Annotated in this window: 15 protein-coding genes; 12 read left to right on the top strand and 3 right to left on the bottom strand. The window is 69.8% G+C overall.

Features of this window, described 5'->3' with window-relative positions; all coding sequences use genetic code 11:
- The first annotated feature begins 191 nt into the window (after window positions 1-191).
- Together ACIRO3_RS30515 and ACIRO3_RS30510 are read left to right on the top strand one after the other, a co-directional pair.
- Complete coding sequence (locus ACIRO3_RS30515; RefSeq protein ID WP_404142111.1) at window positions 192-1,700, top strand: DUF4246 domain-containing protein; 1,509 nt, start codon at window positions 192-194, stop codon at window positions 1,698-1,700.
- Between the two features lie 197 nt (window positions 1,701-1,897).
- Window positions 1,898-2,224 (top strand): hypothetical protein, encoded by a 327-nt coding sequence (locus tag ACIRO3_RS30510; protein ID WP_404142109.1) that lies wholly within the window; start codon window positions 1,898-1,900, stop codon window positions 2,222-2,224.
- 94 nt (window positions 2,225-2,318) lie between these two features.
- Here ACIRO3_RS30510 and ACIRO3_RS30505 read toward each other — a convergent pair whose 3' ends face one another.
- On the bottom strand, window positions 2,319-2,672 hold the full coding sequence (locus ACIRO3_RS30505) for a RidA family protein (RefSeq protein ID WP_361786093.1): 354 nt from the start codon (window positions 2,670-2,672) through the stop codon (window positions 2,319-2,321).
- A 407-nt stretch (window positions 2,673-3,079) separates the two neighbouring features.
- Here ACIRO3_RS30505 and ACIRO3_RS30500 point away from each other — a divergent pair, with 407 nt between their 5' ends.
- The 8 genes from ACIRO3_RS30500 (at window position 3,080) to ACIRO3_RS30465 (ending at window position 11,375) form a co-directional block, all read left to right on the top strand.
- Entirely contained in the window at window positions 3,080-3,604 is a 525-nt protein-coding gene (locus tag ACIRO3_RS30500; protein ID WP_366148714.1) for a SigE family RNA polymerase sigma factor, read from the top strand.
- Window positions 3,605-3,732: 128 nt separating this feature from the next.
- Window positions 3,733-5,208 carry a hypothetical protein gene (locus ACIRO3_RS30495; protein ID WP_404142106.1) on the top strand — a complete coding sequence of 492 codons (1,476 nt, stop codon included), beginning with the start codon at window positions 3,733-3,735 and terminating at the stop codon, window positions 5,206-5,208.
- 237 nt (window positions 5,209-5,445) lie between these two features.
- A complete protein-coding gene (locus ACIRO3_RS30490; protein WP_404142104.1) occupies window positions 5,446-5,892 on the top strand; it encodes a hypothetical protein in 447 nt (148 codons plus the stop codon).
- Window positions 5,893-6,154: 262 nt separating this feature from the next.
- Window positions 6,155-6,781 carry a hypothetical protein gene (locus ACIRO3_RS30485; protein ID WP_404142102.1) on the top strand — a complete coding sequence of 209 codons (627 nt, stop codon included), beginning with the start codon at window positions 6,155-6,157 and terminating at the stop codon, window positions 6,779-6,781.
- Between the two features lie 579 nt (window positions 6,782-7,360).
- Window positions 7,361-8,200: a class II glutamine amidotransferase gene (locus tag ACIRO3_RS30480; RefSeq protein ID WP_361783564.1), complete on the top strand. Its 840-nt coding sequence runs from the start codon at window positions 7,361-7,363 to the stop codon at window positions 8,198-8,200.
- Between the two features lie 122 nt (window positions 8,201-8,322).
- Window positions 8,323-9,225, top strand: coding sequence for a DUF72 domain-containing protein (locus tag ACIRO3_RS30475; RefSeq protein ID WP_404142100.1), 903 nt, complete (start codon window positions 8,323-8,325; stop codon window positions 9,223-9,225).
- Between the two features lie 78 nt (window positions 9,226-9,303).
- On the top strand, window positions 9,304-9,990 hold the full coding sequence (locus ACIRO3_RS30470; protein ID WP_404142098.1) for an esterase/lipase family protein: 687 nt from the start codon (window positions 9,304-9,306) through the stop codon (window positions 9,988-9,990).
- A 440-nt stretch (window positions 9,991-10,430) separates the two neighbouring features.
- Window positions 10,431-11,375, top strand: coding sequence for a class I SAM-dependent methyltransferase (locus tag ACIRO3_RS30465; protein WP_404142096.1), 945 nt, complete (start codon window positions 10,431-10,433; stop codon window positions 11,373-11,375).
- Between the two features lie 27 nt (window positions 11,376-11,402).
- Here the strand turns inward: ACIRO3_RS30465 and ACIRO3_RS30460 are convergent, their stop codons facing one another.
- A complete protein-coding gene (locus ACIRO3_RS30460) occupies window positions 11,403-11,597 on the bottom strand; it encodes a hypothetical protein (RefSeq protein ID WP_404142094.1) in 195 nt (64 codons plus the stop codon).
- Window positions 11,598-11,833: 236 nt separating this feature from the next.
- On the opposite strand from ACIRO3_RS30460, the gene ACIRO3_RS30455 reads away from it, so the two are divergent.
- Complete coding sequence (locus ACIRO3_RS30455) at window positions 11,834-12,847, top strand: SPFH domain-containing protein (RefSeq protein ID WP_404142092.1); 1,014 nt, start codon at window positions 11,834-11,836, stop codon at window positions 12,845-12,847.
- Entirely contained in the window at window positions 12,844-13,743 is a 900-nt protein-coding gene (locus ACIRO3_RS30450; RefSeq protein WP_404142090.1) for a hypothetical protein, read from the top strand. Before ACIRO3_RS30455 ends, ACIRO3_RS30450 begins: the two co-directional genes overlap by 4 nt.
- A gap of 98 nt (window positions 13,744-13,841) precedes the next feature.
- On the opposite strand, the gene ACIRO3_RS30445 is transcribed toward ACIRO3_RS30450, so the two are convergent.
- The gene (locus ACIRO3_RS30445; protein ID WP_404142088.1) at window positions 13,842-14,366 is read right to left on the bottom strand and encodes a 2'-5' RNA ligase family protein; all 525 of its coding nucleotides are present in this window, start codon (window positions 14,364-14,366) and stop codon (window positions 13,842-13,844) included.
- Between the last annotated feature and the right edge of the window lie 177 nt (window positions 14,367-14,543).

Below are 14,543 nucleotides of genomic sequence, written 5' to 3'. Positions count from 1 at the left end.
TCCACGCCAGGTCGAGTCGCGCGACCGACGGGTGCCGCGGGGCGCGCCCTGGGAGACACCGATGGGGGAGAGGCGTCTATTCGGTGGCGTCATCCACTGTGCCGCACTATCCGACCGGGGCCACGGCTGGGGTGTCAGTCTGCTGAAGTATCCTTCCGGCCACCGCACACCGACTGCAAGGACCAAGAGACTTGACCGGCTCGTCTGTTTTCCCGCTGCCCTTTCAAGCTTCCCGTTCCATATCGTTCGCGAGACCCCGAACGCTGAGGGAACTTCAGATGATGCAGTGCAGCGCGCTCATCCGGTCGAAGCCGGACTGGTTCGACAAGATGAACGAGGCCCACATCGTCGCCAAGTGGACCCAGGAGGCGGTGGCCCAAGGCCTGACCGAAGCGCAGGTGCGTTACGTGCTCGCCGAACTCCTCCACTACGCCGCGCTGCGGGACGAACGAACCGGCGTCGAGGTGTCCGCCGTCGACGGAGTGTGGCAGTCGGACACCCTGGTCGACGACGAGCTCAGATCCCGGCTGCGCGAGGCGGTGCGGGTGCTGGAACAGGTCCCCGAAGCGGAGCGGGACTGGCATCCCGGATCCGACGGTCAGGTACTGGACCTGGTTCATCCCTCGCTGTTCTGCCTGGTGAGAGAGGTGAGCGGGGCGCCTGAGCGGGCTTGGCAGAACCCGACGGACCGCTACTCCAAGTACGAGTTCTCGGAGAAGTTCCAGTGGCTGCCCACTGACGTCGACGTCAGCGACGACGGCGCTGTCGCCTTCCGCTCGTACGTCAACAACGTCCACCCCGAGCGCCATCGCGAACTGGCCGCCGTCCTGCCGGACTTGTTCGCGTGCCTGCGCCCGCTGCTGGAGAACGTACTCACCGATCTGCGCCATCCGCGGCCCTTGCGGATCGAGGCCGATCCGTACGGGTGGTACGACCCGGCGCCGGAGTACCCGAACAAGACCTCCTACAGTGATGATGCGGCCTACGCAGAGGCCCGCCGTGCATGGGACGAGGCCCACGACGACTGGTGGGAGAACCGCCGCCCGGCCATCCCGGACGCCCCGGCCTTCACCCCGCCCGAGTCGCCCGATGAATCCGCCCGCGTCGACCTGCGCGGTCGCTCTCTCCAGGTCATCGTCAAGCTCGCCACCATTCATCTCACTCCGGACAAGCCCGAGTACGCCGGCGGCTCCTGGCATGTCGAGGGAATGATGAACGAGCGGATCGTCTCGACCGGCATCTACTACTGGGACAGCGAGAACATCACCGAAAGCCGGCTGAGCTTCCGGGCGGCACTCGACGACCCGGACTACGAACAGAGCGACGACAACGGCATGCGTGAGGTGTACGGCCTGGAGAACGAAGACGCACTGAACCAGGTGCTGGGATCGACGTCGACCCCGGCAGGCCGCTGCCTGGCGTTCCCGAACATCCTGCAACACCGCGTCGGCTCCTTCCGCCTGACGGACCCCACGCGCCCGGGACATCGCAAGATCCTGGCGTTCTTCCTGGTCGACCCGTCGGAAAGGATTGTCTCGACCTCCGACGTGCCACCGCAGCAACCCTGGTCCGACACCTCGACGATGACGCTTGAGCAGGCCAAGGACTTCCGCGAACAGCTCATGCGGGAACGCAAGTTCTTCGTCGACGAACACAACGAACAGCTCTACGAGCGAGAGTTCTCCCTCTGCGAGCACTGAAGGACGATCTCTGCCCGCAAGTCGATCGATGCCCGCACGGCAGTGTTGCTCACGCATCCCCTTGCCGAGGCGGGCGAACTCGTCGACGATGCTCCAAGGCCTCAGGCCGGCCGGAATTCACCAGGCGCCGGTCAGAGCGTCACAGACAAGGGGAGACAGTGACGAAGCGCAAGATCTCAATAGGACGCCCCACGGCGGTGGCATTGCTACCCCTCTTCGTGCTCGCCGCCCTACTGCTCGGCCCCGGAGCGGCGTCGGCGGCGGCGACCGCGCCAACGGTGCGGCAGGCTCCCGTCACCGTCGCGCTCCCGCAGGGCGCCCTGTCTGCCGGTGCGGGCGCGGTGACCGGGATCCACGCGCCGAAGAGCGCCCCCGTACTGGCCACCACCGGGAACAAGAAGGCAAAGAAGAGCAAGAAGAAGGGTGGGCTCTTCAAGACCCTTCTGATCGTCGTCGTCATCGTCGTCGTGCTGCTCGTGGTCCTCTACGGGATTCGCCGGGCTCTGCGCCGCAGGTCCTCCTGAAACACCCGATATCAAGTGGCGATCACCACCAGCCCAGCCGCCCGCCCGCCGCGCATGCCGCCTCCGGCCGACCTGCCGGAGGCGGCGAGGTGCGTCAGCCGACGGCGGTCCCCTCCAGTTCGACCATCAGGGTGGGGATGGCCAGCCGTTCCACCCCGAGCATCGTCATGGACGGTGTGACGCCGGCGGCGCTCAGCCGCGACTTCAGTACGTCGTGGTGCTCGAAAAGCCGATCGACGTCGACGGTGTAGACATTGAGTCGGACGAGGTTCGCGAGCGACATGCCGGCCTCGCCGAGCACGACTTCCAGGTTGTCGAGGCTCAGAGCCAGCTGCTTTCCCATGTCACCGTCGTGCTGGGGCTTTCCATCGTCGCCCATCGAGGTCTGCCCGGCGCAGTACAGGGTTCGGGTCTGCCCGGAGACGATCTCACCCTGGCTGTACCCCATCTCCAGCGACCACGCCCACGGGTTGACTCCTGCTCGCTCTACCGCCACAACAGCTCCATTCGATTCATCGAGAGTGGTGCGCCCATCGTCACCGGCTCGGTAGCCACCGTCTGTGACGTCGTGTCGATGAGCCTCCCCGCGGATGACGACACCCTTGGTCGTATAGTCCGTGGATTCATTTGTATGCGCGCCGACCGATTGGTCTCATCGGCGCTGCCGTTGCCCCGGCGCGGTCGGGCCGGTCCTGCGCGACGCGGCCCGCCCGCGACGAGGGCCACCTCCCCTTCCACAACATGGACTTCCACAGCCTGGACGCCCGAGTTCCGCTCATTCCCTCCCCTGGGGTGAAACATTTCTCCACCCCCACCGCGTCAATGGGGTGAGTCGGAACGCAAGGGGGGACGGGTATGCGGCAAGCACGCAGGGAGGGGTTCCACGAGTTCGCGGAGGGCCGGGCCGGAAGTCTTTACCGGTCGGCCTGTCTGCTGGCGAGTGGGGACACCCACCTCGCCGAGGACCTCGTACAGGAGACCCTGGGTCGGATGTACCTGATCTGGGGGAGGACCTCCCGCATCGACAATCCGGCCGCGTACGCGCAGACGGTGCTGGTGCGGGAGTTCCTCAAACACAAGCGTCGCCGCTCTACGGGGGAACGGCCCTTCGCCGTCCCGGCCGAGTCGGGCGCGACGACGGCGGTCCCGATCGCGGGGGCCGATCCGGTCCTGCGGCTGACCCTGTTGGAAGCACTGGGCCATCTGGCCCCCAAGGACCGGGCGGTACTCGTGCTGCGGTACTGGGAGGACCGCAGCATAGAGGAGACCGCAGAGGCCATGAACGTCACCTCGGCCGCGGTGCGTACGCGCAGTTCCCGGGCGCTCGCCCGCCTCCGCGCGGAACTGGGCGGCAGCCTCAGTGTGTTCGTGGCCACCTGAGCCCGGCGGGCCGTCCTTCCCGCGGCGCCGCCTCATCCCTCGCTTCCGTCATGGCCATCGCCGGGTCACACGCCGGCGCGGTTTCCCCACCACCACCATCACCACCACCACCCGGAAGGTGACTCGGCATGCCCTTTGAAGATGAACTCGGTGCGGCGCTGCGGCGCACGGGAGACGGATTCGTCCCCGGCCGCCCGGACCTGGTGGCCTCCGGCGAACGTCGCGGACGCCGGCTGGTGGCCCGCCGTCGGGCCGCCGTCGTCGGCGGTTCGGCGCTGGCCCTGGCCGTCGTCGGCTCCGTCGGAGCCTACGGAGGCGGCCTGCTCGGTAACGGCACCGGACGTGGCGGCACGGCGAACGTCGCGGTGGCCCCCGTCCCCACCACCGAACCGGCCGCCGCCTCCACCCCGGCAACCGCCCAGCCGGCCGGCGGGGTGAGCGCGGCCCGACTGATCGAGATCTACCGGCAGTTGCTGTCGGGCGGCCGGGTGAGCGACACCACGGCCCGCGTGCCGGGCGGCGCCGACCAGTCGTCGAACGCGATGGTGGCCGGCGTGTACGACGACGGCAAGGGCCGCGCGGCGATCTCCGTCGGCCTCGCCCGCACCGACCCGCACGGTCAGGCGGCCCAGGACATGCTGGAGTGCCCCGATCCCGAACTCATTCCCTACGATTCCTGCACTGTCGAGACGCTGCCGGACGGCGGCAGGCTGAACCTCTTCCAAGGCTACGAGTACCCGGACAAGCGCGAGCCCACCAAGCTCTGGCGGGCCGTCCTGGTCACCCGTGAGGGTTATCAGGTCGACGTGTCGGAGTGGAACGCTCCCGCCGAGAAGGGGCAGCCTGTCAGTCGGCCCAACCCGCCTTTGAACAAGTCCCAGTTGAAGTCCTTCACCACCTCGGCCCTGTGGCGTCAGGTCCTGAGCCGGCTTCCCGCGCCCCAGCAGGCACCGGAGGGGACGGACGCCGTGGACACGAACAAGGGCAACGGGGCGAGCCCCGGCGCCTCCGCGGGCACCGGCTCCGGCACCGGCTCGGGTGACACGGCCGGCACGACCACCGACAAGGGCAAGGGCACGGGCACGGGCGGCTCCACCCCGGTGGACCCGCGGCCGTCCGGCGGAACGGGCCAGGCACCCGACCAGGGAGACACGGATCAGGGGGACTCGGGCCAGGGCGGCGAGGGGCACAGCGGCACGGTACGGGTGCTGGAGTCCTTGGTGCCCAAGTCGGGGATCACGATCGTGCGCAGGTCCGGACAGCCCGGCTACGGCGCCCTCGTACTCGACGACGGCAAGGGCGCCTCGCTGGTCCAGGTCAACGTCCAGGAGGGCATGGGCGAGGCCCTCAAGGACCGCATGGAGGGCGCTGGAGTCGTCGTCCTGCCCGACGGCACCCGGGTACTGGCGGAGCAGAAGTCGGGCGAGAAGGGCGGCTCGGGCGTGGTCTGGTGGAGCATCGACACCCTGCGCCCGGACGGGCGCCGGGTGGTCGTGTCGGCCTTCAACACCGGCGACCAGTCGAAGGCGGCCACCAGGGCCAAGCCCATCCTGACGATGGAGCAGATCAAGGCCATCGCTCTCGACCCGAAGTGGTTCGGCTGACCGCTCGCGCGGCGCCCCCACGGGCATCAGCCTCCCGTCCGGCGGCTCACTCGGGGCCGGCGTAGCCCGTCACGACCGCGGTCGTGACGGGAGAAGTGGGCCGGGGTCCGGCCCAGTGGCTCCGGCCGCCGCCCGGTCGGGGGGCGGCCGGAGCGCTCGGCGACCGCTCGGAAGCCTACGGCGGGGGAGCGGTGCGGCCGGGAGGCCGGCGCGCTGGCTTTCGGGCCCGTTGTGGTGTTGTCCGGGCCCGCGCAGGCGGTGGCGCCGTCACTGACCTGCTCGCTGACCGCGACCAACGGCAAGTGCAACGCCAAGGCGACGGGCGCCTCGCCCGGTGTCAAGGTCCGGTTCGGCACCAAGAACGACACCAGTGCCGCCATCGCCACCGCGACGGCGGATGACGCCGGGACAGCCACCAGTTCCGGGTTCCTCCCCACCGGTGGAACGGTCACGGCCCAGCAGGGCGACCAGAAGCCGACCTGCGGCACGGTCAAGGAAGCCGAACAGCAGGATGCCCAGACCGAGTACCGCAAGGGCTTCCGGCAGGGTCTCGCCGACACTCGGGACGACTGCAAGGCCGATCAGCCCGATCAGGGCTTGGCGGCCGTCGACCCGAATTTCACCAAGGGCTACGCCGACGGGAGCGCCGCCGGGCTCGCATCGGCGGCATGCAAGGGCATGTGACGCGGCACCACGTGCGGCTCTAAGCGTGCAACAACCGGCAGCGGCAGGGGGCGGTCTCGACCGACGCGGCAGCCAGTGCGGTGCGCCCTGGCTGCCATCCGGAAACCGGCGGGTAGTACCGGAAACAGGCGGGCAGTAGGTGCGGTGCGGGGGAAGTTGCCGCCTCGTCAGACGCCCGTGTGAGAGACTCTGCGGCACCTGTATGTCATGGACCGGACATTCGTGTATCCGCGCGGTGCACGCGGAGAGGGGCTACGAGACCATGAACAGATCCGCTTCCAAGAAGTTAGGCCGGGCGAGCGTGGCGTTCGGTGCGGCCCTGGCTTCGGCCGTGCTCTGCACCACGGTGAGTGCGGCGGCGCCCGGGGGCGTGGGCGGGGCGCCGGGCATGGACTCCGTCGCGCCTACGGTCGGTGAGCGAGCCTGTCCCGTCGTGTACTTCGATCTGGGCGAAACCCTCGTGCACACCGCCGACGACGGCAGCATCGCCTATCGGTCCGGAGCGGCCTCGTATCTGCGCGCCCTGCGCGAGCGTCACATCAGAATCGGCCTGATCACGAACGTTCCACCCTCCTGGGGCACGACCGACGCCGAGCGCGCCGCCAGGCTGAAGAAGGAAGTCGACGCTACGTGGGAAGGACCCGAGCCCTTCGCCTGGAACGACTTCGGCGGCCGGATCCTCACCCCCCGCACCGAGGCTGAGCGCAAACCGGCCCCCGTTCTCTGGCAGCGCGCGAAGGTGCAGTCAGGGTCCTGCCGGCTCGTCTTCCAGGCGGAGACGGTAGAAGAGGTCAAGGTCGCCGCCTCGGTGGGCTATGTGCCGTACCAGGTCGGACAGCCCCACCGGCCCGCGTTCCTCCCGGTCGGCCTGGTCCAACTCCTCGGATAGCCGGCAGCCGGCCGCTGCGGCGGCGGTGACGAGGACGCCCATCACACGTGACGGAGCGTGCACGAGCCGCCACACCGGCCCTGTCTCCGTTCCTCGCCTGACCTGCCTGACCTGCCTGACCTGCCCGACCTGCCTGACGCCGGCCCGTAGTGCGTGACGCCTGGCGTTTCGCGGGCAGGGTCGCGGTAGGACCGGAAAGCCCGAGAGGCCGCTCGGCAGGCCAGGCAGGATGATGCCCACGGGTGTGGAAGACGGCCCGACCCGGTAAGCCCCGCACGCGGCCCGATGATCAGCCGGCGCGGCGTGCCTCGCGGTGGCGGCACGCCCCCCGCCCCCGCGACGCCAAGGAGCCAGGGGATGCGACCGCAAGATCATGCCGTGGCTCCGCCATACGGAGGGCAGGCCCTTCTCGTTCCGGCGGGGGATGGCGATGGAGCCGGATGATCTCCGGGCAGCTGGGTAGTCGTACTACATGATCCACGGGGTGAGGGAGCCTCCGGCGCACCCACACCCGCAGCCGGCCCGTGGTCGGCGTACGCACGAGTAGGGCTCGCATCGAGCTGGAACGGGATGACGCTGATGTGTCGCTGGCTTGCCTATGCGGGTTCGCCCCTCCTCTTGGACGCCGTCTTGTACCGTCCGGAGCACTCACTGATCGATCAGAGTCTTCACGCGCGGATGGGCGTGGAGTCGACGAACGGCGACGGTTTCGGCATCGGCTGGTACGGCTCGGGTGGCGACGGTACCCCGGCAGTGTTCCGCGACATCGGCCCCGCCTGGAACAACCGAAACCTCAGAGAACTCGCCGCGCACGTGCGCTCCCCGCTGTTCTTCGCGCATGTCCGGGCCTCTACGGGATCGGCGATCCAACAGACCAACTGCCATCCTTTTCGGCACGGCCGCTGGCTGTGGATGCACAACGGGGCGATCGCCGACTTCCCCCGGCTGCAACGAGACCTTTGCATGGCCGTGGACCCGGCCCTGTTCCCGTCCATGGAGGGCTCCACCGACTCCGAGGTGATGTTCTACCTCGCCGTCACCTTCGGGCTCGATCAGGACGTCCCGGGCGCTGTTGCCAAAATGGCCGGTCTCGTCGAGCGGCTCGGCAAGCAGCACGGGGTCGATCACCCCCTCCAGATGACGGTCGCCGTCAGCGACGGCGAGCGCGTGTGGGCCTTTCGCTACTCCAGCCAGAAGCGATCGCGGTCGCTCTTCTACAGCAACAAGACCGACACCGTCCGCGAGCTCTACCCGGAGCTGGACTACCTCCGGGACGTCTCCGACGAGACGCGACTGGTCGTTTCCGAACCGTTGGGCAGCTTGCCCGGAGTGTGGAACGAACTTCCGGAGGGGAGTTACGCGGTACTGCCCTCAGAGCCCACCGAGGACTATCTGCCCTTTGTCCCCGATCTCACCTGAGACAGCTCCGGTGACGATCCCGCTCGCGTGATTCACGGCAGGGAACCGCACAGGCCTCAGCGCACAACGGCGGTCACGGTCAGGGACGTTGGTGGTCGACGGGAGTGGGTACACGCGCCCCCATGGCTGAGATTCTGGTGGGTACGTGTTCGTGGACGGATCCGGCGCTGGTCGCCAGCGGCTGGTACCCCGCCGGGAAACGCGACGCGGAGGGGCGGCTGCGGCACTACGCCACCCGGTTCCCGGTCGTGGAGGTCGACTCCACTTACTACGGGATGCCGAGTCTGCGCAACAGCATGCTGTGGGCCCAACGGACCCCGCCCGGCTTCCGATTCGACGTCAAGGCGTTCTCCCTGCTCACTGGTCATCCGACCCGGGCCGCAGCTCTCCCCGCCGACTTGCGGCCACCGGGCGATCCCACTCGGGTGAGGGCCGATGCCGGGTTGCTCAGGGAGGTGTGGCAGCGCTTCAGCAGCGCACTCGAGCCTCTGCGTACGAGTGGGCGGCTGGGCGCCCTGCTGTTCCAGTTCCCGCCGTGGCTCGCTCCCGGGCCGAGGGCCGAGCAGCTGGTCGAGGAGTACACCGGCCGGGCAGAAGGCTGGCCGGTGGCCGTGGAGTTCCGCCACCCGGGGTGGTGGAAAGCGGAGCAGCAGGCGGCGACCGCTCGCCTCCTCGGCTCGCTGGGAACGGCGGCCGTCGCCGTCGACACGGCCCAGGGACTGCCCGCGTCCGTTCCTCCGGTCACGGCCGTCACCGCGCCGCAGCTGGCCGTCGTCCGCTTCCACGGGCGCAGCACCACGTGGGGCTCCACCGCTCCCGGAAGCAAGGTGGAGAACTACCGCCACACATACACGGAGGTCGAGCTGGCGCCTTGGGCGTCGCGCGTGCGGGAGATGTCACGGCAAGCCGACTCCGTGCACGTACTGTTCAACAATTGCTGCGCCGATGCGTCCGTACGGGCAGCGGAAGCGATGCAACGTACGCTCGAAAAGGCCGCGCCCTCCATGGTGGGCGGGATCGGGTAGGTGAATGCCTACCCCCGGCCGGGTGAGTTCTCAGGGCCGGCCTTGGCATGCCGTCCGGGGGCGCGCTAGAAACCCCGCGTGATCAAAAGCCCCCTGCGGAGCGCGTTCGCGCTCCTTCTTGCCATCGTGCCCCTCCTCGTCGCCGCTCCCGCATCGGCGACCGCCGACCAGGACAAGGCCCTGGCTCCCGACCCCATCGTCTTCGTACACGGCTGGAACCCCGACGCCTCCCCCTGGCAGAACCTGGCCGCCCGCTTCCAGGCCGACGGCTGGCCGGCTGATCGTCTCGACCGATGGAGCTACGACGCCACCCAATCCAACGCCACGACCGCGACGCGACTTGCCGACGAGATCGAACGCGTCCTTGCCCTCACGGGGGCCTCGAAGGTCGACGTGATCACCCACTCGATGGGATCCCTCTCTTCCCGCTACTACCTCAAGCACCTCGACGGCGCAGCCAAGGTCGATGCCTGGGTCTCTCTGGGGGGACCCAACCACGGGACCGAAACAGCGCGGTGGTGTGGCGGGGCCCCCTGCGTCGAGATGCGACCAGGCTCCGAGTTCCTGAAGGACCTGAACTCCGGCGACGAGACCCCCGGCACCACCCGGTACGGAACCTGGCGCTCACCGTGCGACAACGTCATCAACCCCACCGGGAGCGTCGCCCTGGACGGGGCGCTCAACCGCACCACCGCCTGCCTCGGCCACAGCGCTCTGCGCACCGACGAAGCCGTCTACAACGAGGTCAGGACGCACGTCCGGTAGGTGCACCCTGCTCCTCGCCTCACGGCAACCGGAGTCCGGCGGCTGTCGAGGCGACGGCCCGAACGTTGATCGCGGAACGTTCGGTGCCGCCCGGTCGCGCGATCAGTGGCGCACCAACTCGCGGCCGACCCGGGCGAGCGGTCCGCTGACCACATCTCTCACCGGGCCTCGGTCGACACGGACGTCTCCTCGGGGGCCGCTCAACGCGCACTGAGCGCGCGGGCGGCCCCTCCCAAGACGACGACGCGCCGGCGAACCTGGCGCAGGCCGCGTCGGACCCCCCCCACGCCGGGCGGCCAGAGACCGTGCGGCGTACCGACAGCGTGCGTCCGCGTGCCGCTGCACGGCCGGCGGCCGTTCGCCGTGCCGTCACCTGGAACCCGCATTCTCGCCGGACAGACCGAAGACCGATCCACGTCGCTCCCGGGGATGTCCACTCCATGACCGCACCGCTCGCGCAGCCCGAAGAACCCCTGAACCTGCCTGCTCCCGCGCGTTTGGACGAGGTGAAGGGATGGTTCTGGCCGGCCGACCAGATCCTCTTCGACTGGTTCCTCAGCCGCCAGAACGCCGACCCGTCGGGCGGCGGGGACCTTCTGGAACTCGGCGCCTACCTGGGCAAGAGCGCCATCTTCCTCGGCGGATACCTCAAGGAGGGAGAGGAGTTCACGGTCTGCGACCTCTTCGATTCCCCGGCCGAGGACGACAGCAACGACGACGAAATGCGACGCTCGTACGCCACCCTGACGCGCCGGGCATTCGAGGCCAACTACCGCTCTTTCCATGCTGAGTTGCCTACGGTGGTGCAGGCGGTGACGGCGGTTCTTCCCGACCGCGTCCGGCCCGGCTCCTGTCGTTTCGTTCACGTGGACGCCTCGCACCTGTACGCGCACGTGCGCGCGGACGTGGACACCTCGCGGCTGCTGGCCGCCCCCGGCGCGGTCGTCGTCTTCGACGACTTCAGGGCGGAGCACTGTCCGGGCGTCGCGGCGGCCGTCTGGGGAGCCGTGGACGCACGGCAGCTGCACGTCCTGTGCATCACCCAGCACAAGATGTACGCCACGTGGGACGACCCCGAACCGCTGCGCACGGAACTGGCCGCGTTCCTGGCCCGCCGCGAGGATCTGTGGCACGGGGTGGAGGAGGTGGCCGGCGCACCCCTGATCCGGATCACCGGCCGCAAGGCGGTCCCCCCGCCGCACCCCCGCTCCCGCCACGAGACGGCCGCCCCCGGCCCGGGTCCGGACGCGGCCCCCGAGCCGGTTCCCGTCGCCACGGCAGTACCGCCGCGGCGCACCCCGCCCCGGCGCGGCCCACTGGCCCGCCGCCTGGCAAAGGACATCCTCCCCCCGGTCCTGACCCGCACGGTGCGCCGCTGGATGTAGAAGCCGTCCCGCCGTACGAGAGCAGCCCTAGTTGGTGTGTCGCCTCACCCAGGAGATGAAATCGCTTTCCGAGGAGAACGTGTGGTTGCGTTCCCGCGTGATCCCGTTGTTGTCGTCGACGGTGGCGTTCTTCAAGCTACCGTCCGATTGAAGCTGTCCTGTGGCTTTCCAGCGACTGCTCGGGTCGATCCACATCTTCGTCGTCACTGTGGCCTCCGCCATGCGCAGATGGATCCTGGGAACTTTCGCGAAGGCTATCGGTGGGGATGCGGGTTGTCTCAGGACTCAGGCCAATCGACGGCGCCATGCGCGCACCGGCCGGTCGCTGTCGCGGCCGTCGTCCCTTCGAGCGGCTCGCGTTGCTGCCGGTCCGGTGCCCCGGATCCCCCTTTTCGTCCTCTTGACGATATGGAGGCTTCTCGTTATCGTCGCACTGACGAAATGAAGGGGGTTCAGTCATGGCCGACATCACCCGGCGCCTCGGCTGGCGTCACCTGCGCTCCGCGCCCACCACCCACATCCGCCACCACAAGCGCGGCCGACTCGTCCACGACGGACGGGGGCTCAGTTTCTGGTACCGGTCGCTGTCGGCGGCTCTTTCCGAAGTGCCGGTCGACGACCGGGAGCTGGCCATGGCCTTCCACGCCCGTACCTCCGACTTCCAGGACGTCGCGGTGCAGGCCACCGTCACCTACCGGATCAGCGACCCGGCCGAGGCCGCGGACCGGCTCGACTTCTCCGTCGACCCGGACACCGGGAGCTGGCGCGGGGCGCCCTTGGAGCAGATTGCCACTCTCCTCACCGAGACCGCGCAACAGCACACACTGGACGTACTGGCCCGCACCCCGCTGGCCGTCGCCCTGGTGGACGGCGTCGCCTCCGTGCGCGAACGGGTCACCGCCGGACTCGCCGACGAGCCCAGACTCCCGGCCACCGGCATCGAGGTGGTGACCGTACGGGTCGTGGCGATCCGCCCCGAGGTCGACGTGGAACGCGCCCTGCGCACCCCGGCCCGCGAGCAGATCCAGCAGGAGGCGGACCGGGCCACCTACGAACGGCGGGCCGTCGCCGTCGAACGTGAACGCGCCATCGCCGAGAACGAACTGGCCAGTCAGATCGAACTGGCGCGACGCGAAGAGCAGTTGATCGACCAACGTGGCACCAACGCCCGCCGCGAGGCCGAGGAGAAGGCGGCGGCGGACAGCGTACAGACCGAGACGGAGGCGGCCCGCAAGGTAGCCCTGGCCCGCGCGGACGCCGAGGCTGCCCGCGAGACGGGAGCCGCGCGCGCCGAGGTCCAGGCAGCCTGGCTGCGCGTGCACGACGAGGCGGGCACGGGCACGCTGCACGCCCTGGCGGCGACCCGACTGGCGGAGAACCTGCCGCGGATCGAGAGCATCACGCTCTCTCCCGACGTCCTCACCGGGCTCCTCACCAGGCTCGGACGTCCGGAAGGCGGCGCGGGCGCGTGAGCCTGGCCCCGCGGGCGGTGCTCGTGCACCGCAGGACCGAGTACGAGGAACTGCTCGCCCGGCACGGGACGCACGGGCAGGCCGCGTTCTTCCTCTCCAGCCGGGGCCGGTCGATCGACGAGGTGGTCCGCCGCCACGACCGCACGCGGGAGGCGCTGCGGGAAGTCGCCGCGGCCGTACCGCTCACCTGGCGCAGCTCCCGGGTGGAGCGGGCGGACCTGGACCGCTTCCTGTTCGCCCCGGAGGACGTGGTGGTCGTGGTCGGTCAGGACGGCCTGGTCGCCAACACCGCGAAGTATCTGCGCGGACAGCCCGTGGTGGGCATCGACACCGACCCGGGGCGCAACCCCGGGGTCCTGGTCCGTCACCGCTGCGCCGACACGGCCGCCCTGCTCCGTGCCGCGATGGCCGACGGGGGCCGGGCAGAGGAGCTGACCATGGTCGAGGCCGTCGCGGACGACACCCAGCGCCTGCTCGCGTTGAACGAGATCTACCTGGGCTCGCCAGGTCACCAGACGGCCCGTTACCGCCTGGGCTCCGCCGGCGATACGGGTCCGGGCGAGGCCCAGGCGTCCTCCGGGGTGCTGGTGGGCACCGGCACGGGCGCCACCGGCTGGCTGCGCTCCCTGTGGCTGGAGCGCGGCAGTACCGCCGGGTTGCCCGCACCGTGCGACCGGCGGCTCCTGTGGTTCGTGCGCGAGGCCTGGCCCTCTCCCACGACGGGAACGACGAAGGTCGCCGGTGAGCTGGGGCGGGGACAGGAGCTGCAACTGACCGTGGAGTCGGACCGGATCGTGGTCTTCGGTGACGGGATGGAGAGCGACGCCCTGGAGTTGACCTGGGGCCAGAGCGTGCGGTTGGGCATCGCGGGAACGTCACTGCGCCTGGTGACGTGACCGCCGCCGTCCGCCAGGCCGTTGCCTTCGTCGGCGGGCTGTCCGCCCGTCGCTCGGGGCAGGGGCAGGGGCAGGGGCGGGGGACTGGCGGGCGGCATTCACGGCCCGTCCCGGGCGCCGAGCGGCGCGGTGAACCGCGACCGCCAGCCTTCTTCCGTCAGCGCCACCACCTCAACCGCCGCCGCACGGGCGCGTATCGGCAGCAGGCTGTCGATCGCGGCTCGGACATGGGCGGCAGTCGGGTCGTCCGCACCCATGGCGACCGTGACATGGGCGGCGGGCCGCGCCCCGAAGCGGCCACCGTACGGGCGCAATCCGGGCCACTGGGGGCGGAACGCGTCGACGATCGGCTGAAGTCCCGGAACGGTGACGGCGACGAGGCCGGACCCCGTCACCACCTCCTCCAAGAGCAGGTCAGCTGCGGGAAACCTCGCCGCCAGGGAGCGCACGCTCTTCTCGTCCTGGTCCGTCAGCGCCGACTCGGGCAGGAACGGGTAGAGGAGCGAGACGTGCGCCGGCACCCCACGACGCGTCAGAGCCGGGTCGATACGCCACACCGCGTCGAGGAGCGGGGCGGCATCGGGCAAGACGATGACGACGGCGGTGGTCCCTGGATCCGGCACGCCGTCATCATCGCAGGCCGGTCGAATACCGCGTACCCAATGCATCGCTGTCGCTACGCTTCGCCCACTGCGAGTCCATCACCAGGGGCGTCGTGTGTCACCGCGTCACCGCGTCACCGCGTCCTCGCGACCCGGAGCCTTCGCCGCCGAGGCCGGCCGCCGACGTGGACGGGGCAA

It is taken from the genome of Streptomyces sp. NPDC102278, from assembly GCF_044766345.1.
Classification (GTDB): domain Bacteria; phylum Actinomycetota; class Actinomycetes; order Streptomycetales; family Streptomycetaceae; genus Streptomyces.
The sequence above is the reverse complement of the archived record's forward strand: the minus strand, read 5'-3'. Positions and strand labels throughout refer to the sequence as shown.